We start from the raw sequence: 19,130 nt of genomic DNA on the forward strand, positions 1-19,130 counted from the left end.
GCCGTGGGCCTCGGGCCCCGGCACGTACCCCATGGGGGGCATCGCCGCGGCGCCGCCGCCGGCGGAGGCCTGCACGCCCCGCTCGATCCGGTCGAGGCGGGCCATCACCGACCGCTCGTCGCCGTACGCGGCGGGAAGCAGCACGCGCGCGCAGATCAGTTCGAGCTGGAGGCGGGGCGAGGCGGCGCCGCGCATCTCGCTGAGCCCCTCGTTGACCAGGTCGGCGGCACGGCTCAGCTCGGCGGCGCCGAAGGTGCCCGCCTGGGCCTGCATCCGCTCCAGCACGTCGGCGGGGGCGTCGATGAGCCCCTTGTCGGCGGCGTCGGGCACGGCGGCGAGGATCACCAGGTCCCGCAGCCGCTCCAGCAGGTCGGTGACGAAGCGCCGCGGGTCGTTGCCGCCCTCGATCACCCGGTCCACGACCTCGAAGGCCGCCGCCCCGTCGCCGGTGGCGAAGGCCTCCACGACGGAGTCGAGAAGCGAACCGTCGGTGTAGCCGAGCAGGGAAGTGGCCATGGCATACGTCACACCGTCCTCGCCGGCGCCCGCGAGGAGCTGGTCCATGACGGACATCGAGTCCCGCACGGACCCCGCGCCCGCCCGCACGACAAGCGGCAGCACGCCGTCCTCGACCGCGATGCCCTCCCGGCCGCACACGTCACCGAGGTAGTCGCGGAGCGTGCCGGGCGGCACGAGCCGGAACGGGTAGTGGTGCGTCCGCGACCGGATGGTCCCGATGACCTTCTCCGGCTCGGTGGTGGCGAAGATGAACTTCAGGTGCTCCGGCGGCTCCTCCACCACCTTCAGCAGGGCGTTGAAGCCCTGCGGGGAGACCATGTGGGCCTCGTCGATGATGTAGATCTTGTACCGGCTGTGGGCGGGCCCGAAGAACGCCTTCTCCCGCAGGTCACGGGCGTCGTCCACACCACCGTGGGAAGCGGCGTCGATCTCGATGACGTCGATCGAACCGGGCCCGTTGCGGGCGAGGTCCTGACACGACTGGCACTGCCCGCACGGCGTCGGCGTCGGCCCCTGCTCGCAGTTCAGGCACCGGGCGAGGATCCGGGCACTGGTCGTCTTGCCGCATCCGCGCGGGCCGCTGAACAGGTACGCGTGATTGACCCGGTTGTTCCGCAGCGCCTGCTGCAACGGGTCGGTGACATGCTCCTGCCCGATGACCTCGGCGAACGACTCCGGGCGATAGCGGCGGTACAGCGCGAGAGACGACACGCCTACGAGGTTATAGGCGCCCACCGACATCCGGCCCCGCCCGCCCGACCGGCCCCCGCACACGCGAGCGCCCCCCACGCACCCGCCAGAGCCGACCTACCCTTGCTGCCTTCCGGCCCTGGGGGAGTTCAGTCAGATAGCGCCGCGTGAGGGGCTGCGCAAAGGCTACCCCATCCCGGGGCCGGGGAACGAGTTCGCGAGCACGCCTCCGGGTCATGTAATGTTTCCGGCGGAGGATTCGCCTAGAGGCCTAGGGCGCACGCTTGGAAAGCGTGTTGGGGGCAACCCCTCACGAGTTCGAATCTCGTATCCTCCGCCAGTGCCTCACCGGGCACGATGTCGAAGGGCCCCACCGTTCGCGGTGGGGCCCTTCGACGTGCGTGGTTGCAGTTTTGGTTGCAGTTCCGATGATCCGAGCGCCGACCGCAAGAGATCATGCTCAAGAGCAGCCGGCCCGACCGGGAGGCGCAGACAGCCGCACGAGGAGAAGGCGATGCCCGCTGACGGAGTCACCCTGCACGGTCCCCTCGGAGAGTTCGCACGTGAGCTGAGTCCGTCAGACGATCTGCACGCCGAGGAGATCTACGCCGCAGCCCTCTCCGTGTGGTCGACCGCGATCGCACCCACCGTGAAGGTTCAGTCGTACCTTCCGGGGTTGCGACCGCCTCTGGTGTGGACCGCCTTTGTGGGGGACAGCTGGAACCCGCCTGAAGGCCCTGAATTGTCTGTGGTTCGTGCACTGCGGCTGCGGGAGAACTTCACGTCAGTTGCAGGTCGCGACCCGGTCACCAGCGTGGTGCACCTCTTCGCGGCAGTGGACTCAGCACGCCAGTATCCATCCAGGCACACTTCCGCCTTGCGTAGCACGTTGCTGCACAGCTCACCGTTCCGCTGGACCCGGGAAGGTAAGCCCCAACTCCAGAGTGAGCTCAACCACGCCCTGCGTCAGGCTTGGGACGGCAGCAACTTCTTGAGGGCTGGCACGAAAAAGCGGACCTCCGTCCAGAGAGAACAGGACCGCATACCTCCCATGGTGGGGGCCCTCTGGAGCATCGACGAGGGGGCCTGGAACCAGCGGCCCTACTCGCCCGGCGACGACGCCTTCTACTCCCGCTTCCTCCCGTTCAAGCTCCGCGGTCTCGCCCGCCACGGTCGCCCTGCGCAGACCGGCCCCACTCCCGAGCTGGTCGACGCGTATGCATGGGCGATCGGAAGCCAACGGGAAGTGAAGTTGGGGCGAGCTGCAGCAGAGAGGTGGGGCGAGGTCAGAGCTCTTGAGGACTCGACACTGCTAGACAGCCCATCCCCAAGGGACGCCGCCTTCACGATCCGGGTAGGGGAGCACACCCTTCGAGTGGCAGCGGCACTCGCCGCCGCAGAGATGTCACCCGTCATCGAGCCGAGCATGATCGACGCCGCTTGGTCCCTGGTGTGGCGCTCCCTTCGCGATGTTGCCGACCTCGCCCATGCGGACAGCACCCTGCTTGAGGACCCCCTTGCCAAGACCAGCGTGGCCGTGCCGACCGACGCGGGCTCGGCTGGCGTTCACGTGGAGCCTTCGTGGCACGCAGAGAGCGCCGACCCGGACTTCCCCGATACACCTGTCCAGCGGAGAACTGCAGTAGTGCAGGCCCAATACCGAGATTCCCGGGTCACACGCCAGGTCAAGGCGTGGTACAACAACACCTGCCAGTTCTGCGGAACGATGATCGAACTGCCAACGCCGCTCTTCGCGTACAGCGAAGCCGCGCACATACAGGCGCTTGGAGCGCCCCACAACGGTCCCGACAGAGTCGAAAACGTGCTCTGCCTCTGTCCGAATTGTCACGTCCGCTTCGACATGGGTGCCCGCTTCCTCACGGATGAACTCCGCATCGTTGACTCTGCCACAGGTAATGATCTCGGCCCTCTGGCGGTTCATGCTCAGCACCGAATCCGCCTTGAGTACGTCCGGCAGCACCGCTCCCGCTGGGCCTATAAGTAGCGCTCATCGCGCACCGAGCTATGTCGCTCCGGACGAGGCGACTACTGCCGACCAGCGCCCGCCCAGCCGTCAAAGTCTCTGGCGGCCGTTGAGGACCGAGCGGCACACGCGGCAGTACATCGCCGCGTACCGCCCGTACCTGCGCATCAGCTGGCCGCACCCGGCGCACGGCCCCAGCTCCCACATCGGGCATCCCAGCGCGGCGGAGGCGGCGGCCCGCTCGACTGGCGTGATCCGCATCTGATCACGGGAGCCCTGCACAGGCATGCGGGGAAGGGTGAAGCCGCCAGTCGGCTGGCCGAGATCGCGGAGGGGCCGGGCGTCGCTGACGAACCAGCCCTCTTCTCCTGCCCTGCAGGAACGGTCGATCTCCTGCTCGGCGAAGGTGATCACGTCGTCGTCCTCTTTGACCGAGGCAGAGGGAAGAGGCGTCCGTTCACCGACGATCTCCTCCCACTGCATGCGCTCGTCCGCCGGCACCCACATGTGCAGACCAGCCCGGCCGTTGCCCCGGCTGGGCACGTAGACCGGGACGCTCTCCCCGGTGGCGCTCTGCAAGACCAGGTCTTCGATGTAGACCGGCTTCTTCTCGGGCACGCACAGCGCGGGCACGAACCAGTCGGCGTGAATCGCACCACAGTGACCGGCGCCCTCGCTGACGAGGCAGTGGCGGTCGCTGCTCGGTACGCACTTCCAGACTTGCAGGTGGCGGTACCCGCCACGGACCACCATCTCCTTGCCGTCGGCGATGTCCTTCCACGGCATGTCATCCACGCGTGCCCACGGCGCTCGGTCGATCAAGGAAGCCGTCCGGTCCTTCGCGACCCAGAGGGGTGTGATGCCGTTCTCCACGGCGTTGACCGAGCGGCGGTGCACGCTGCTGGGGCTGATGTGGTGGTACTGGATCTCCCAGCCGATCCGTATGCCACTGGGACCGGTGACGACGGCGTCCGTGACACTCCGCCGGTCGGCTACGGGAACCTCGGCCTCGGAGTCGAGCCCGTACCGCGCAGCGGTCTCGACGACGCGCTCCTTCGTGGCCTTGTGCTGAGCGCTCTCCGCCGGGGTCGGCTTGTGTGTGACCGGCAGGTGAGAGGCAACCAGGGGCCTTCGGCCGCCTACCCGGCCGCGGCGGATGAACATCCACGGAGACTTCCCGCCCGTCTCTGACTGGCACTCCCGCCCCTCGTGGTGCGCCAGGCATTCGAGCAATTGCGGGTCGCGGTCGGTGACTCGCGCGGTGATCTCGCCGAGCAGCTCCGGACGGCCCGGATGCCCGAGATCGGGTAACGACAGATTGATCTCTATGCCATATCCGGTGTGCCACACCCCGTTAGCCATTCCTCCACGATAGGAAGGTCCACTGACACTCAACAGGGCGCGCGTCAGGGGGACATGGCGGGATCGAGCTCCCTTGGCATGGCCCTGTCGCGGTATCAATAGACGGGCAAACGATCGCTGACCACGGTCTCGGGATCACAGGGGTGGGGTAGCAAGTGACTGATCAGTCGGTATTCGTCCTGGGGAGCGATCTGCAGGCTCTGGAGCCGGCCGCATTCGAGACCGAGGCTGAGTTCCAGGAGCTCCTAGCGCGGCACCCCCGGGTGCTGGACTTCGGCTCTCTGGCTGATGGCCAGCCGTTGCGGCTGGTGCTGGTAGCGCGGGAGATGGGTGTTTCGACGAGTGCGGAGAGCAGTCCGGCGTACTGGCTGGACCATCTCTTCGTCGACGCCGACGGGGTGCCGACACTGGTGGAGGTCAAGCGGGCGAGCGACACCCGGATCCGGCGCGAGGTTGTAGGCCAGATGCTGGACTACGCAGCGAACGCGGCGCGTTACTGGCCCGGAGCCCTGCTTCAGCGCTCCTTCGAAGAGACCTGCGTCGCGGACGGCCGATCGCTGGAAGAGGCGTACGGGGAGCTGCTCGGCGACCGCTCCCCGGACGAGTTCTGGTCGATAGTCGAGGAACGGCTGGCCGCAGGGCAGATGCGGCTGCTGTTCGTCGCGGACCGGATCCCGCTGGAGCTGAGGGCGATCGTCGAGTTCCTGAACCGTCAGATGCGGCAGACCGACGTGTACGCGGTCGAGCTGACTCAGTACCGAGGCGACGGGGACCTTCGCGTCCTCGTCCCGCGCATCCACGGGGAGGTCGCCACGGCAGCGAAGTCCCCATCCGGCCGGCGCACCACGCAGCGAACCACGCGTGACGACATGGACGCGGTGATCCAGGCTCGGCTCGCCCCGGAACCGAGGCGGATCGCGACCGCACTACTCGATCACGCGGCAGCCAGGGGACGGCTGGAGGGCGGTACGGCCACGTACCCGAGCATGTCCGTCTCCTACCCGATCGCTGGCCGCCAGGTGCCGCTCTGGACGCTGTCCCTGTACGACAGCCCCGCCAAGGAGGAGCTCGCCTTCAGCTTCGGATCGATCACCCATCACCTCGGCCTCGACGTGACGGCGGCGTTCGCGGAGTCTCTGCCGGCCGTTCCCGAGCTGCAGAAGAAGCTGGAGGTGCAGCGGGAGAAGGGATACAAGGGCTGGCCGTCGGTCCCTCTGACCGCCCTGGCAGCCGAACCCGGTGCTGTGGAAGGGATCCTGGCTGCGATCCAGCAGCTCATGGACGGCCGGGGATCGTCCGATCGTGTTGGTTGAGCCGGGATGCGGTCGGCAGGCGGGGCCCACGGCTCTCTACTCAGCCCCGAAGCGGACCGATTGCCCCGCTGGCAATTCCGCCAACCAGCGCGCGCATCACCGCCTTCGAGAAGAGCAACGTCCCACGGCTGATGTCCTTGGAGTCGCGTACTGCCGCGTGTCCGCCCAGTTCCGCGACCTCCACGCAGTCATTCGCACCGCCGCTGTACGAGCTCTTCCGCCACCGCGCGTGCGCGAGATCGACGTCGTGCGGGGCAGTCGTGCTGGGCGTGCTCACTCTTCGAGCTCCTTGCTGATGCGTGCGATGCGGGTGCGGGTCTCCGACGGGTCGAGGGCAGTGCTCCTCAACTGGTCAAAGATGTCCGTGTAGTTCTCCACATCCTCTGGGGACTCGAGATACACGGAGTTCTTGGGGTTCTCCAGCCACACCAGGTCCGGCGTGGGGTGCGGGAACGTCAGGATGACGAACGGGCCGTACAGCCCGGGATGCGCGCCGAGAGAGAAAGGCAGGAGCTGCACGGTGACGTTCGGCCGCTCGCTCGTCTCCACCAGCTTCCGCATCTGGTCGCGCATCACGTCAAGGGAGCCGACCGTCCTGCGCAGCACGGCTTCGTCGAGGATCGCCCAGAGCCTGGCAGGGGCCTCACCGCCCAGGCGGCTGTTCTGCCGCTCCATGCGGACCCTGACCAGGGACTCGACCTGTGGCGGGGACAGGTCCTTCCTCATCTGGGAGATCACGGCACGGGCGTAGTCCTCGGTCTGGAGCAGCCCCGGCACGAGCATCGGCTGGTAGCTGGCGAGGTGCGTCGCGCCGGCCTCCAGTGCGAGGTACCCGTCGTAGCGCGTCGGGGTGAGCACCGTCGAGTACTTCCGCCACCAGGGCTTCTGCTGCTCCTTGTCCGCCCGTACGAGGTCGAGCACGTCGGCGCGCCGATGCTCGTCGTCGACGCCGTACAGGTCCAGCAGTGCCCGGACGAGGACCGGCGTCGTACCACGTTCACCGTTCTCGATCCGGCTCAGCGACCCCTGGTTGACCTCCAGTTGGTCGGCGACCTCGGTGAGGGTGAGCCCGGTCGCGTCACGCAGTTCCTTCAGCCGTGCCGCGAGCTGTCGCCGGTACACCGACTGCGGGACCAGGCTTCTCTTCAAGGCCATGCCGGAAGTCTCTCCGTACCGGCGACACCTCTACAACCCATACGGGTCAACTTCACCAGACATACTGCCTAGTTGGTGGTTGCGTCGGCATGCTGTCAGGAGTCGCGCCGCGCGTTGGTACGGGCGTGCGCCGCAGCCGACCGATGGGCGAGCAGGCCACGACCTCGCTACCGGCACGCGCCTGCGCCTCGGTCCTTACGCCGTACCAGGAGGGTGGGCCATGCCACGGACAACGCTGCTTAGGCAGCTGCTCCAGCAACGGCACCTGACGACGCACGAGGCTTTCGCCGCGCAGTACGAGCGGGCCGCCGCCCGGCTGGCAGAGCTCGACCGAGACCCCCGCCTGGCGTCCCTCCAGGTCTCTCCACGTCAGTTCGACCGCTGGTACGGCGGGGAATTGCTGACTCTGCCCCGTCCTGACGCCTGCCGGGTTCTGGAGCACATGCTGGGCAGACCCGTGTCCGAGCTGTTCTCCACGGCGTACGACGGCGACTCCGCGCACGACCGCGACGAGGAGTCGAGCACGGGCCGGCAGGCGACGAGTGCGCCTCCGCCACCCGACGACGACGAGAACCCACTGGACATCGTCACCCGGACCCGGCAGCTCACGGCCAGCAACGCCGACGACGCGACGCTCGCCTTCCTCGATTCCTCGCTGGAGGGCATCGCCAGCCGGTACGAACAGGACGGGCCGTACGTCCTCCGCCCCCAGGCCCGCCAGGTACGGCAGCTCGCCCACACCCTCCTCGACGGCCGCCAGCCCCCACGCACGCGCCGGGAGCTCTTCCGCCTCGCCGCCCGCGCCTCCGGCCTGCTCGGCTACATGGCGGTGAACACGGGCGACTTCGCGCTCTCGGAGGCGTACTGCACCGAAGCCCGGGAGCTCAGCCGTGAGATCGGCGACCTGGACACCGACCTCTGGGCGTGCGGCACCCTCTCCTTCAGCCTCTACTACGCCGGCCGGTACGACGAGGCGGACGCCTGCGCAACCGCGGCCGTCGAGCGAGCCCCACGCCACGCCCAGTGCATCCGCCTGCTCGCCAACGGCCGGGCCCGGGCCCTCGGCAAGACCGGCGACCAGCGTGCCGTCGAGCAGACCATCGGACAGGCACTCCGCCTCTCCGACCTCCACGAGGTACCCGTCGGGCTGACCTCCTGCATCTCCTTCGAGCCGTACGGACGGGCCAGGACGCTGGCCAACGCCGTCACGTCACACGTGGCGCTGCGCAACACGGCCCAGGTACTGCGCGAGCCGAGCACATCGACGATCTGGTGGAGCACTCGGCCTCCTCCTGGAGCCGCTCGCTCGTACGCCTCGACGTCGCCACCGCGCTGCTGCAGCAGCGCACGCCCGACATCGACCACGCGATGGCGCTGGGCCGTGAGGCCCTGCGGTTGTGCGGAGGCACACCGATCAGCTCCGTCTACCAACGCTCCCGTGACCTGCACGAGCAGGCCGGGCCGTGGCGTGATCATTCGGCGGTACGCGATTATGGCGATGAGTTCCGTGCCTGGAGCTCGCAGCCAGCGGCCCTGGCCATGGCGTCATCCGCGTCTTAGGCGCTGTTGATGTCGTCGTGCTCCGGGGCAGTGTGAAGCCGAAGGAGTACGCCGGGTGCCCCTGCTCAGCGCCGACCCCGCCGCGTTCCCCGCCGAGCCTCCCGCCGACACGCACGATCCGGCGGTCACCGCGGCCCACGACTGGGCGGCGTTCAGCGCACTCGACGAGATGACCGACCACTGGGCACGCCCCGGCTGGTCGGACGGCAGCCGTGCGTACTACTGGATGCTGACCTTCCCGGATGATCAGCGGCTAGCCGCTCTCGCCGGGCACTGCCAGGAGGAGCTGGCACCCCTCGGCCTCGACCCGGTGCCGGCGGACGGACTGCACATCACCCTCGCCCGAGTCGGAACGCCCGGCGTCGTCACCCCCGGCCAGCTGGACAGCCTGGCGCGGGACACCGAGGCGCTGCTGCCCTCCGCGTTCTCCGTACGCGCCATGCCGCTGGCCGGCTCCCGCGGCGCCGTCCGGCTGTCCCTCGGCCCCTGGGAACCCCTGCTTCGGCTGCACCACGCGCTCGCCAAGGCAGGGAGCAGCGTCGGTCTGGCCCCTAAGAAGCCGACGTCCGCTTTCCGGCCGCACCTGAGCCTCGCGTACAACAACCGCCGGCGCCCCGCCGCGCCCGTTGTGGAGACGGTCTCAGGACTTCGCGCTCTACCAGCTGTCGAACTCTCCGTGTCCGCCGTCCAGTTGGTGGAGCTCCGCCGTGAGGGGCGGACCTACCGCTGGGATGTGCGGAGGAACGTCACGCTCGGGTAGCCCGCTGGCGCCCAAGGCGAGAACCACGACCACTTCCTTGCCGATCGCGGTCGGCCGGACGGACCACGTGGAGGCCAACTCCCCGACGAGCAGCAGTCCGAGACCACTGCCTGTCAACTTTTCTACCGACTCCTCCACGGAGCGTGCCCGGACCCTGGAGACATCCCGTCCCGCGTCATGGACTCGCAGTACCGCCACGTTCCGGTAGACCTCCACGCACATGCAGTCCGGTCCGCCGGCTGTGTGCCTGAGCGCGTTGCCCACGAGCTCCGAGGCGATCAGAACGGCATCGTCGACCCGCTCCGGCGCGGCATGGCCCTCGAGGAGCTCTCGTACGTGTCTGCGCGCGAGGCCCGAAGGCTCGGTGCAATCGGCCAGCTTCACCCAATGACGCCGTACTGGCGTTCGCCTGCAGAGGCGCTCTTCGTCCACCGCGTCCATCGCCACTTCTCGTTTCCGCTTGGCACTGGACCGATCAGCCTCGCTACGCCTGAGCCGCGGCGGTACGCCACGGCTCCGCCTCTTCGCGCGCCGCCGGACGGCGGACGAACGGCGTGCTGACGGCGTACCGCCGCCGACTGACCCCGGCGAGGCTCTTCGTCGAGGCGCCGGACCCTTGGCGTCTCGGCTCACCTGGCTGGAGGTAACGCGGAATGAGCGGAAGTGCGAGGCAGACCGCACCACACGAGGTGCCCCCGGGCACGCGCCTGGTGTTGTACGCCTGTCTGCCCGCGTCACTCAGGGAGGCCGCCGACCACAGCGTGGCCAGCGCACGGCGGTACGTGGCCGATGCCGGCTGGGAGGCGGTCGAGACGTTCGTCGACCGGGCGGCACCGTTCGAGAGCCGCGCCCTGTGCGAGGGCTGGCACAACGCTTTGGCCGCGGTCGAGCAGGGGAAGGCGGCCGGGATCGTCACCCCTCTGCTCGTGATGCTGGGGCATCTGGAGGAGGACAGGGCGAACCTCGCTGCCTGGCAGGCTCGCACCGGAGCGCTGATCACGACCCCGTGGGCGGTCGTCGATGCCGCAGGCGCCACGGTCGCACGGCGGTCGGCGGCGTGATGGCCCGGATGCGGCAACGGTTGCTCCTGCAGCTGCTCGGCCAGGTCGGATGGGTGCTGCGGCATCCGGCTACGTACATCGGTCGGTTCGGCTTCGGCACCTTCCAGGTGCTGTTCCTGCCCGTCCTGGTGACCGGCACAACCTTGACCACGCTCTACGCGGGCCAGTCCCGGTAGCCCCGGCCCGTGTCCTCGCCCCCCCCTCTCCGGATGCTCCGAATCCATGTCCCCCACGGAATCCGATCAACCGGAGAGGGGCCGCACCCAAGGTGCTAACGCAGAAACCCGGCCCTGCGGCAATCCATACGCAGGCCGGGCGGCACGACGAACCGTTCGGAACCTTCCGACAGAAGAGGAAGTGCGATGACCGCAACCATGCTCAGCCAGATCATGACGGCCACCAGCGGGGCGTCCGCTGCGACGGCCGCCCCCGAGGCGCCCGCCGACCCGTTCGACGTCGACCTGACCATCGTCACGGAGATCGGCGCCGACCTGCTCCCCAAGGCGTGCGGCACCGGTGACGGGTGCGCGGCCTCCTGCGCCTCGTCCTGCGCCAGCGCCGTCTGACGGGGCTCGCGCACGGGGTCGGGGGCGCAGCCGCCCCCGACCCCGCTCGTTCACAGCACTGATGGAGGCATGGGGATGGGAAGCGACGGAAAGCTCTACCAACACACGGGCGCGGCGCTGCTCCGGGCCGCCGCGATGCCGCTGACGGGTCTGCCGACTTGGTGGCCTGATCCGTCCGATACTAAGGCGTGCGGCAGGTGGCTGAGGCAGGTGTGGGCCGATGCGCGGTTCGCCGACGCAGTCCGGCAGGCGAGCGGCGATCTCGCCACGCGGGTCGACGCGATCTGCGCCGGGCAGCCGACACGCTCCAAACAGGTCCGGCGCGCCGCCATGGCCACTGTCCGCTACTTGTTGCGCGCCACCGGGCGACCGACCCCGTTCGGCCTCTTCGCGGGAGTCACCGCGGCCAGCGTGGGTTCGACGCCACACGTGAGGTGGGGAGATACACATCAGGCCGTGGCGCGGGTGGATACCGAGTGGCTGGACGACGTCATCGTCCGCCTGGAGGTGTGCCCGGCCCTGCTGGAGCGCCTGGATGTCGTCCTGAACAATCTGGCGGCGCGCCGCGGCGGACGCCTGCACGTCCCGCATGGCGGACCGATGGGCGCCACCGTCCGGCGCACCAGTACGGTACGCGTGATCGAGGACCTGGCACGCCGGCCGGTCCAATTCGCCGCCCTTGCCGAGCAGTCGGCCGCTTCCTTCCCCCGAACGGAGCCGCAGAAGATCCGCACACTGCTCGGCGCGCTGGTGCGTGAGAAGTTCCTGATCACCAGTTTGCGCGCGCCGATGACCGACACCGATCCGCTGTCCCACCTGATCGAGCGGCTGCACGGCGCGGACGCGGGCACGGTGCCGCAGGTTGCGCAAATCCTGCACGAGATGGAAGCGGTGCAACGCGCCGTACGCGAGCACAACCAGCGCCCCACGAGCGCGCAAGGGCCGGCTCGGGAGGAACTCACAGGTCGGATGCGTCGGCTCTCCGACGCGGGTAGAAGTCCCTTGGCCGTCGACCTGAGGCTGGACGCCGAGGTACGGATCCCCGAGAGCGTCGCGCAGGAGATGGAGAGGGCTGCCGATGCTCTACTACGGCTCACGCGCAGACTGGCGGGCCAGGGCGTATGGAAGGAGTACCAGGTCGCGTTCTGGGAGCGGTATGGCACCGGCACGCTCGTGCCGGTGAAGGAGGTCGTCGACCCGGCGTCCGGGCTCGGCTACCCAGCCGAGTACCCCGGCAGCCGTATGACCGCTCCGCTCCCGACAGTCTCCGAGCGTGACGAGCGGCTGCTGGCCCTGGCCTGGCAGGCACTGGCTGACGGCAGCAGGGAGATCGTTCTCACCGACGACCTGATCGACCGCTTGGCCGGCGATGCGCCGACCGGGCAGGAGGCGCCGCCCCACGTGGAGATGTGCGCGCGCCTGCACGCCGACAGCCTGTCCGCCCTGGAGGACGGGGACTTCAGGCTCACGGTGACACCGGCCCGTGCCGCGGGCACGCTCACCTCCCGGTTCACTCCGGTCGCCACCGGCACGGGACTCGACGAGATCTACCGCCAAGTTCCCACGGGCGTCGAGAACGCGCTGACCGCGCAGCTGTCCTTCCCGCCGCTGTACCCGCACACGGAGAACGTCGCCCGTATCCCCGCTTATCTTCCACACGTGATCCCGTTGGGCGAGCACCGCAGCCCCGACGACACCGCGCCGACGCTCATCGACGTCGACGACCTCGCGGTCACGGCCACGCACACCCGGCTGTACCTGGCCAGCATCTCCCGCCGTCGCCTGGTGGACCCGCAGGTCTTCCACGCCATGGCCCTGGACAAGCAACCACCGCCCCTGGCCAGGTTCCTGGCGCACCTGACCCGCTCCTTCGGCCCTGCCTGGAGCGGCTTCGACTGGGGGTCGCACGGCGCACGGCTGCCATTCCTGCCGCGCGTCCGCTACGGGCGCGTGATCCTCTCTCCCAGGCGCTGGAACCTGACCGCTGACGACCTTCCAAGCCGCGGCGCGGACATGCGGGAGTGGACCGACGCCCTCGGCCGGTGGCGGAAGCGGTGGCACTGCCACAGTGCCGTCGAGCTGCGGGAGGACGACCGGACACGTCGGCTCCAACTCGACGTGCCCGCCCACGCCGCCGTCCTGCGCGCCCACCTGGACCGGGAGGGCCATGCCGTGCTGACGGAGGCGCCGGCCGAGGAGACCTACGGCTGGATCGGCGGCCACGTCCACGAGATCGCCCTGCCGATGACCAGCACCCGCCGGCCGATACCCGACCCGCTCTCCGGCTTCCTCCCCGTGCTCACCAACAGCACCCTCGGGCCCGTACCGGGGGTGGCGCAGGCACCCTGGCTGAACGCCAAGATCTACAGCCACCCCGAACAGTTCGATGAGCTGATCGGCACCCACCTCGCGAGGCTCGTGGCCCAACTCCCGGGCACACCCGAGTGGTGGTTCGTCCGTTACCGCACCCCGAACGACCTCGACCACCTCCGCTTGCGCATCCGCACCCGCAGCCCCGGACAGTACGCCGCCTGCACTGAGCTCGTCGCCGGATGGGCCACCGGGCTGCGCCGCGAGGGGCTCAGCAGCAAGCTCGTGTTCGACACGTACACCCCCGAGATCGGCCGTTACGGCCCAGGCGCCGCCTTGCGCTGTGCCGAGGCGGTGTTCACGGCCGACTCGGCCTACGCCCTCGCCGCCCTGCAGGGCCCCGGAGTCGACGGCGTCGACGGACGTGCGCTGGCCGCGGTCGGCATGGTGGACATCGCCTGCGGCTTGCTCGGCCCCGACGAGGGCATGCGGTGGCTGGCGAACCGGCCCGCGCTTCCGGCTCGCGTCGAGCGAGGCGTCAGCGACCAGGCCATCGAACTCGTTCGCCGCACTACGCCTCATGCCCGGGGCTGGGGCGAAGAGCTCGCCCAAGCGTGGCACCGTCGCGCCGTGGCCCTGGCTCTGTATCGCGAGGGCCTCGCCGAGAGCATGGACCTCGACTCCGTCCTGGAATCCTTGCTGCACATGCACCACAACCGCCTGCGTGGCCTGGACCGGGAGGACGAGAGAATCTGCCGCCGCCTTGCCCGTCAGTCCGCCGTCGCGTGGGCCGCCTGGCCGGGGGAGAGCCGCTGATGAACTATGACGCGCCGCCCACACCCACCGGGCCCGGCTGGGGGCAGTCGCTGTATTCCGGCGCGGCGGGGGTCGCGCTGCTGCACGCCGTCAGGGCCCACACCGGCGAAGACGACCGGGACGCGCTCCGGCCATGGGCCGCCGCCATGCTCAAGGGCCCCATCCAGGCCGCCGCCGAAGCATGCGGTCTGTACGAGGGCGCCCCGGCCGTCGCGTACGTCCTCAGCTCCACGCACACGAACACCGCCACTCGCGCCCTGGCGACTCTGCACACACACCTCGCCGACGTCACACGCCAACGACTCAAGCGGGCCCACGCCCGCATCGATCGAGGCGCGTTGCCCACCCTGGGCGAGTACGACCTCATCAGCGGACTGACCGGGCTGGGTGTGTACCACCTGCACCGCGGCCACAAGACGGAGCTTCAGAAAGTCCTCGTCTACTTGGCACGGCTGACGGAACCGATCACCATCGAAGCGCAACGTCTGCCCGGCTGGTGGACGGGAGACAGCCCCGACCTGCGACCGACGCCACGATGGCCCGGCGGACACGGCAACTTCGGCCTCGCCCACGGCATCACAGGACCGCTGGCGCTGCTGGCCACGGCCCTGCGACACGGCCACACGGTGCCCGGACAGACACAAGCCATCACCCGAATCTGCGACTGGCTCGACCGGTGGCGCAACGGCACCGACTCGCGCGCCTGGTGGCCGGACCTGATCACCCGAGCCGAACACCGACGCGGCGAACTCCAGCGCCCGGGACCGAGACGCCCGTCCTGGTGCTACGGCACCCCCGGCATTGCCCGCGCCCAACAACTCGCCGGCCTCGCCCTCGGCGACCGTGACCGGCAACGGCAAGCCGAGCAGGCCCTGGCCGGATGTCTGGCCGACGACCAGCAGCTCGCCCAGCTCACCGACGCCTCCCTCTGCCACGGTTGGGCGGGGCTCATACAGACCGTCTCCCGTGCCGCCGCCGACGCCCTCAACGACGAACTCGCATCGCATCTAAGCCGCCTGAACGTCCGGCTCAACAAGCACCTGGACCACCACGGACTACCGGACGGCGCCGGCCTGATGGACGGCACGGCAGGCATCCACCTGGTCCGTCTCACCGACGCCGTCAACACGGCGATCACCGCCCCCTGGGACCGCTGCCTGCTCCTGACAGGGTGACGCCGCGAACCGCATCCGCACACCAGAAACAAATGGGGACGATCTACCCCTGCCGTACGCACAGCCGGGCACCTTCAGAAAGGACGCGATGAACACCACCACTGGCGCCTCCCCCGAGGACCTGCGCAACCGCCTGGTCGACGCCATCCTGAAAGAGGACCTCTCTGCCCTCCGCGACGCACGCGTCGAGACCGCCATGCGGACCGTACCCCGCCACGCCTTCCTCCCCGACGCGCCCATCGAGGAGGCGTACGCCAACAAGAGCGTGACGATCAAGGAGAACCCCGACGAGGACGCACTCCCGCTGAGCTGCGCCTCCCAGCCCGATGTCGTGCACTTCATGCTGGTCCAGCTCGCCCTCCGCGAAGGCGACAACGTCTTCGAGATCGGGGCCGGCACCGGCTACAACGCCGCCCTGCTCAAGCACCTCACCGGGAAGTCCGGCCAGGTCACCACGTGCGACATCGACGCCGACGTGACCGCTTACGCCCGCCGGACGCTGGACGCGAACGGATACGAAGACGTTCGCGTGGTCACGAGGGACGGTGCCCTCGGCGCCCCGGAGTTCAGCCCGTACGACCGAATGATCGCCACAGTTGGCATGTGGGACCTCCCCGGTGCCTGGTGGGACCAGCTCGCCGTCGGCGGACGCCTCGTGGTCCCGCTGCGATGGCGCGGGCTCTCCAGGGCCGTGGCCTTCCAACGCGAGGAGGGGCGGATGCGGTCCGACTCCGTCAAGATGTGCGGCTTCCTCCCGGTGATCGGCCAGGACGGAGAACGGAACGATTACATCGACGACGACCGGCTCGTCCGGCTCTACTGGGACGAGGACCAGTCCGTTGCCCCGGAACTCCTTCGCGACGCGCTCACCCGACCGAAGTCGGTCGTCTGGACCGGTGTGACGGTCGGGCCCGTCGAGTCGTTCGACGGCGTCTGGCTGCGGCTGAGCGCCACCGAGCGAGCGACCTGCCGCATCACTGCGAAGCCCGCAGCGGTGGAGGCCGGCCTCCACCGCCCCGCCTCACCCGCTCTGAGCCCCGCCCTCGTCGAGGGGGACTCCATCGCGTACCTCACTCTGGAGCGGACCGCCGAAGACCCCGAGGCAGAACCCCGATTCCGGCTGGGAGCCATCGGCTACGGTCCCGCCGGCGCCGATCTCGCCGAGCGGATCTGCGCGCAGATCCGCGCCTGGAGCCTGGCCCGGACCGCCGAACCCGTCGTCACGGCCTACCCCGCGGACACACCGGACAGCGACCTCGCCGACGGTGCCGTGATCGACCGGCCCTCCGTGCGGCTCGTCATCACCTACTGGTCCTGACGCCGGTGGGCGTAGCCGTTGGCAGGTGCGGCCGTGCCCGCCGAAGCGAGAACAGGGCGGCGTTGGAGCACGGGGGTCAGCCCTGCGCGAGGTTCGCCTCACAGTCGGTGCACCGCCGCACGGCCCGTCGCCTCGGGTTGCCCGCGGTGGCGGTCGCCGGAGAAGCGTCGCTCAACCGCTCCCAGAGCCCAGGTTGAGGATTCGGGATCCACCCCCACCGCGGGGGTCGTACGTTGGCCTCGGTCATGTGGTCGCACCAGCCGGGCCTGTGCGTGTCGGAGAGACCAGGATCGCGCCCTCCGGGTGAGTACAGCGCCAGCCCTCACGTGACCACCGGCCTGCGACGTCCGCCCGGTGGGGAACTCACTCTCACCCAGCGGAGCGGCAACCGCGCCCTCGCCCAGGCCCGAGCTCCTGTCGAACGCGGCATGGCACGGCTGAAGTCCTGGCAGATCTTCCGCAACCCGCCTCAGCCCCAACCGCATGACCGTCATCGCCAAAGCCGTCCTCACCCTGGAGAGGCGACGCTGAAAAGCTCACTGTGCCGACAACTGGCGAACGGGCTCCGGGTGGCCCGGAGCGCCAGGAGCATCGCTACAGTCCCCCGTATGCCGCCGCACCCTGTGAGACACCACTTCGTCCCCCAGTTCCTGCTCAAGTACTTCGCCGGACAAGGCGGACAGCTGTACGTGCACCAATGGGCCAGCGGACGTGCCTTCCAAAGGAATGTGAAAGAAACAGGTCAGCGCAAGTACGGGCATTCGATCTACCGGCCTGGGCAAGATCCCGATCACTCGTCTATGGAAGCCGCCATGGGCGACATCGAGGGGCAGGCCGCCACTGTCGTCAAGGAGCTCGTGCAACGCCGTGAGCGTGCCGTGTCCGAGCATGCCCGGGAGGCTCTGGCTTGGCTGCTGGCCCTGCAATGGCAGCGCAGCCGCTTCCTACGGCACGTGGTCAACCAATCCGTGGGCGTCGACGACTACGACCTGAGCGAGGAAGAAATCCAGTCCAGCATGATGGGCCTGATCGCCCGGTCGGTCATCTGGCCATGGCAGGCACGCAACGACGAGGACGCCCACTACAAGGACCAGTGGAACCACCTGGTGTCGGTCCTGCTATCCAGCGGCATGTACTGGGCGTGCTACCGGCCACGCGGCGGCGGCCTGATCGTCAGCGACAATCCTCTGTGCATGTCAGGGATCGTGGGCACCCCGCCGCCAGGCATACGTACCGGCTTCTTCGATCACGGCGTTGGCATTGACTTCACCAACTTCCGGCGGATCACAGTGCCGCTCGGCAGCAGGCTCGCCCTCATCATTTCCCGTGACCCGGACGAGGTATCCCGCCTGGATGTGGCCGCCATTAACCGGTTCACCGTGTTCAACAGCCGGGAGTTCGTGGCGCACTCCCCTCAGTGGAGGCAGACCCACCCCAAGCTCGCACGGGAGCTGCCTGACCTGCTGGAGCGGCAACAACTGGTCGCGCCAGCATTCCTCCAGGGCTACAAGCCCGGATCCACCGCGTAGGCCAGGCCAGCCAGCCCCACCCTTGCGCGCGACAGCCTCTCTCAACGGCACCGAGTTTTGTGCGTTGCGGAACTCTGGCCCGTCACCCTGAACCGTTCCGGGTTCGGTAGGGACTCGATCGTTTGAGAGGATCGAGTCATGGCACGTCCTTCCCCCTACCCGCTTGAGCTGCGCCGTCGTGCGGTGCGGATGGTCGCCGAGGTGCGGCCGGAGTACGGCACCGAGTGGGCCGCGATGAAAGCGGTCGCCCAGAAGCTGGGCATCGGCACGACCGAGACCCTGCGCAAGTGGGTACGGCAGGACCAGATCGATGCCGGCACTCGGCCGGGCACCACGACGGAGGAGTCCGTCGAGCTGAAGCGCCTGAAGAAGGAGAACGCCGAGCTGAAGCGGGCCAACGAGATCCTCAAAGCCGCAGCGTCTTTCTTCGCGGCCGAGCTCGACCGGCCACACACACGCTCGTAGCGTTCATCGACGAGCACAAGGGCCGCTTCGGCGGAGTCGAGCCGATCTGCCGGGTCCTCACCGACCACGACTGCAAGATCGCCCCGTCCACGTACTACGCCCACCACAAACGCCTGACGGCACCCTCGGCCCGCACCGTTCGGGACTCCGAACTGAAGATCTTGATCCAGGAGGCGTACGAGGCCAACTACCGTGTCTACGGCGCCCGGAAGATCTGGCGGCTCTTGAACCGCCAGGATGTCGCGGTGGCCCGCTGCACCGTCGAACGCCTCATGCGCGAGCTCGGCATCGCCGGAGCGGTCCGCGGCAAGAAGGTGATCACCACGATCCCCGACGTGAGCGCACAGCGGGCCCCGGACCTCGTGGACCGTGACTTCGTCGCCCCGGCCCCGAACCGCTGCTGGGTTGCCGACTTCACCCACGTCACCACGTTCGCCGGCGTCGTCTACGTCGCCTTCGTCGTGGACACTTTCTCCCGCCGCATCGTCTGCTGGTCCGCGGCCACTTCGAAGGAGACCCGGCTCGTCCTGGACGCCCTCGAGATGGC

At 69.0% G+C, this 19,130-nt stretch carries 16 protein-coding genes, 1 tRNA gene, 1 other RNA gene and 2 pseudogenes; 14 read left to right on the plus strand and 6 right to left on the minus strand.

The annotated features are described in order from the left end of the window. Together G3I53_RS16350 and ffs are read right to left on the minus strand one after the other, a co-directional pair. The coding region (locus G3I53_RS16350) for a DNA polymerase III subunit gamma and tau (protein ID WP_164349792.1) at positions 1–1,230 on the minus strand (1,230 nt) is incomplete at its 3' end. A 60-nt stretch (positions 1,231–1,290) separates the two neighbouring features. Beyond that, positions 1,291–1,389, minus strand: an RNA gene (gene ffs, locus G3I53_RS16355) — signal recognition particle sRNA small type. A gap of 72 nt (positions 1,390–1,461) precedes the next feature. Between ffs and G3I53_RS16360 the strand changes: the two genes are divergently transcribed. Both G3I53_RS16360 and G3I53_RS16365 read left to right on the plus strand, forming a co-directional pair. Continuing rightward, a tRNA-Ser gene (locus G3I53_RS16360) sits at positions 1,462–1,549 on the plus strand. A 174-nt stretch (positions 1,550–1,723) separates the two neighbouring features. Next, positions 1,724–3,214, plus strand: coding sequence for an HNH endonuclease (locus tag G3I53_RS16365; RefSeq protein WP_164337318.1), 1,491 nt, complete (start codon positions 1,724–1,726; stop codon positions 3,212–3,214). A gap of 69 nt (positions 3,215–3,283) precedes the next feature. Here G3I53_RS16365 and G3I53_RS16370 read toward each other — a convergent pair whose 3' ends face one another. Beyond that, a complete protein-coding gene (locus G3I53_RS16370) occupies positions 3,284–4,555 on the minus strand; it encodes a hypothetical protein (RefSeq protein WP_203592332.1) in 1,272 nt (423 codons plus the stop codon). Between the two features lie 155 nt (positions 4,556–4,710). On the opposite strand from G3I53_RS16370, the gene G3I53_RS16375 reads away from it, so the two are divergent. Next, positions 4,711–5,868, plus strand: coding sequence for a hypothetical protein (locus G3I53_RS16375; RefSeq protein WP_164337319.1), 1,158 nt, complete (start codon positions 4,711–4,713; stop codon positions 5,866–5,868). Between the two features lie 40 nt (positions 5,869–5,908). On the opposite strand, the gene G3I53_RS16380 is transcribed toward G3I53_RS16375, so the two are convergent. After that, positions 5,909–6,145, minus strand: a complete 237-nt coding sequence (locus G3I53_RS16380; RefSeq protein WP_164337320.1) for a DUF397 domain-containing protein — start codon at positions 6,143–6,145, stop codon at positions 5,909–5,911. Beyond that, positions 6,142–7,023 (minus strand): Scr1 family TA system antitoxin-like transcriptional regulator, encoded by an 882-nt coding sequence (locus tag G3I53_RS16385; protein WP_164337321.1) that lies wholly within the window; start codon positions 7,021–7,023, stop codon positions 6,142–6,144. Before G3I53_RS16385 ends, G3I53_RS16380 begins: the two co-directional genes overlap by 4 nt. Positions 7,024–7,243: 220 nt before the next feature. Between G3I53_RS16385 and G3I53_RS16390 the strand changes: the two genes are divergently transcribed. Beyond that, positions 7,244–8,593: a hypothetical protein gene (locus G3I53_RS16390; RefSeq protein ID WP_239063932.1), complete on the plus strand. Its 1,350-nt coding sequence runs from the start codon at positions 7,244–7,246 to the stop codon at positions 8,591–8,593. Positions 8,594–8,638: 45 nt separating this feature from the next. Beyond that, complete coding sequence (locus tag G3I53_RS16395; RefSeq protein ID WP_164337322.1) at positions 8,639–9,343, plus strand: 2'-5' RNA ligase family protein; 705 nt, start codon at positions 8,639–8,641, stop codon at positions 9,341–9,343. Here G3I53_RS16395 and G3I53_RS34565 read toward each other — a convergent pair. Further along, entirely contained in the window at positions 9,239–9,784 is a 546-nt protein-coding gene (locus G3I53_RS34565) for an ATP-binding protein (RefSeq protein WP_343240631.1), read from the minus strand. The genes G3I53_RS16395 and G3I53_RS34565 overlap by 105 nt on opposite strands. A 212-nt stretch (positions 9,785–9,996) precedes the next feature. Between G3I53_RS34565 and G3I53_RS33935 the strand changes: the two genes are divergently transcribed. The 9 genes and pseudogenes from G3I53_RS33935 to G3I53_RS16440 all read left to right on the plus strand — a co-directional run. Then, positions 9,997–10,404, plus strand: coding sequence for a hypothetical protein (locus G3I53_RS33935; protein WP_239063933.1), 408 nt, complete (start codon positions 9,997–9,999; stop codon positions 10,402–10,404). Positions 10,405–10,412: 8 nt separating this feature from the next. Then, positions 10,413–10,580 (plus strand): hypothetical protein, encoded by a 168-nt coding sequence (locus G3I53_RS16405; RefSeq protein ID WP_164337316.1) that lies wholly within the window; start codon positions 10,413–10,415, stop codon positions 10,578–10,580. A 186-nt stretch (positions 10,581–10,766) separates the two neighbouring features. Further along, positions 10,767–10,970 (plus strand): FxLD family lanthipeptide, encoded by a 204-nt coding sequence (fxlA, locus tag G3I53_RS16410; protein WP_164337323.1) that lies wholly within the window; start codon positions 10,767–10,769, stop codon positions 10,968–10,970. A 135-nt stretch (positions 10,971–11,105) separates the two neighbouring features. Continuing rightward, positions 11,106–14,096, plus strand: coding sequence for a lantibiotic dehydratase (locus G3I53_RS16415; protein WP_239063935.1), 2,991 nt, complete (start codon positions 11,106–11,108; stop codon positions 14,094–14,096). Beyond that, positions 14,096–15,271: a lanthionine synthetase C family protein gene (locus G3I53_RS16420; protein WP_203592333.1), complete on the plus strand. Its 1,176-nt coding sequence runs from the start codon at positions 14,096–14,098 to the stop codon at positions 15,269–15,271. Before G3I53_RS16415 ends, G3I53_RS16420 begins: the two co-directional genes overlap by 1 nt. An 88-nt stretch (positions 15,272–15,359) precedes the next feature. Then, complete coding sequence (gene fxlM, locus G3I53_RS16425; protein ID WP_164337326.1) at positions 15,360–16,589, plus strand: methyltransferase, FxLD system; 1,230 nt, start codon at positions 15,360–15,362, stop codon at positions 16,587–16,589. Positions 16,590–16,915: 326 nt separating this feature from the next. After that, positions 16,916–17,120: pseudogene (locus tag G3I53_RS16430) on the plus strand (transposase family protein); the annotation flags it as partial. A gap of 77 nt (positions 17,121–17,197) precedes the next feature. Continuing rightward, the gene (locus G3I53_RS16435) at positions 17,198–18,118 is read left to right on the plus strand and encodes a DUF4238 domain-containing protein (protein ID WP_164337327.1); all 921 of its coding nucleotides are present in this window, start codon (positions 17,198–17,200) and stop codon (positions 18,116–18,118) included. 138 nt (positions 18,119–18,256) lie between these two features. Continuing rightward, a pseudogene (locus G3I53_RS16440) lies at positions 18,257–19,130 on the plus strand (IS3 family transposase); the annotation flags it as partial.

It is taken from the genome of Streptomyces sp. SID14436, assembly GCF_010548465.1.
Lineage (GTDB): Bacteria > Actinomycetota > Actinomycetes > Streptomycetales > Streptomycetaceae > Streptomyces.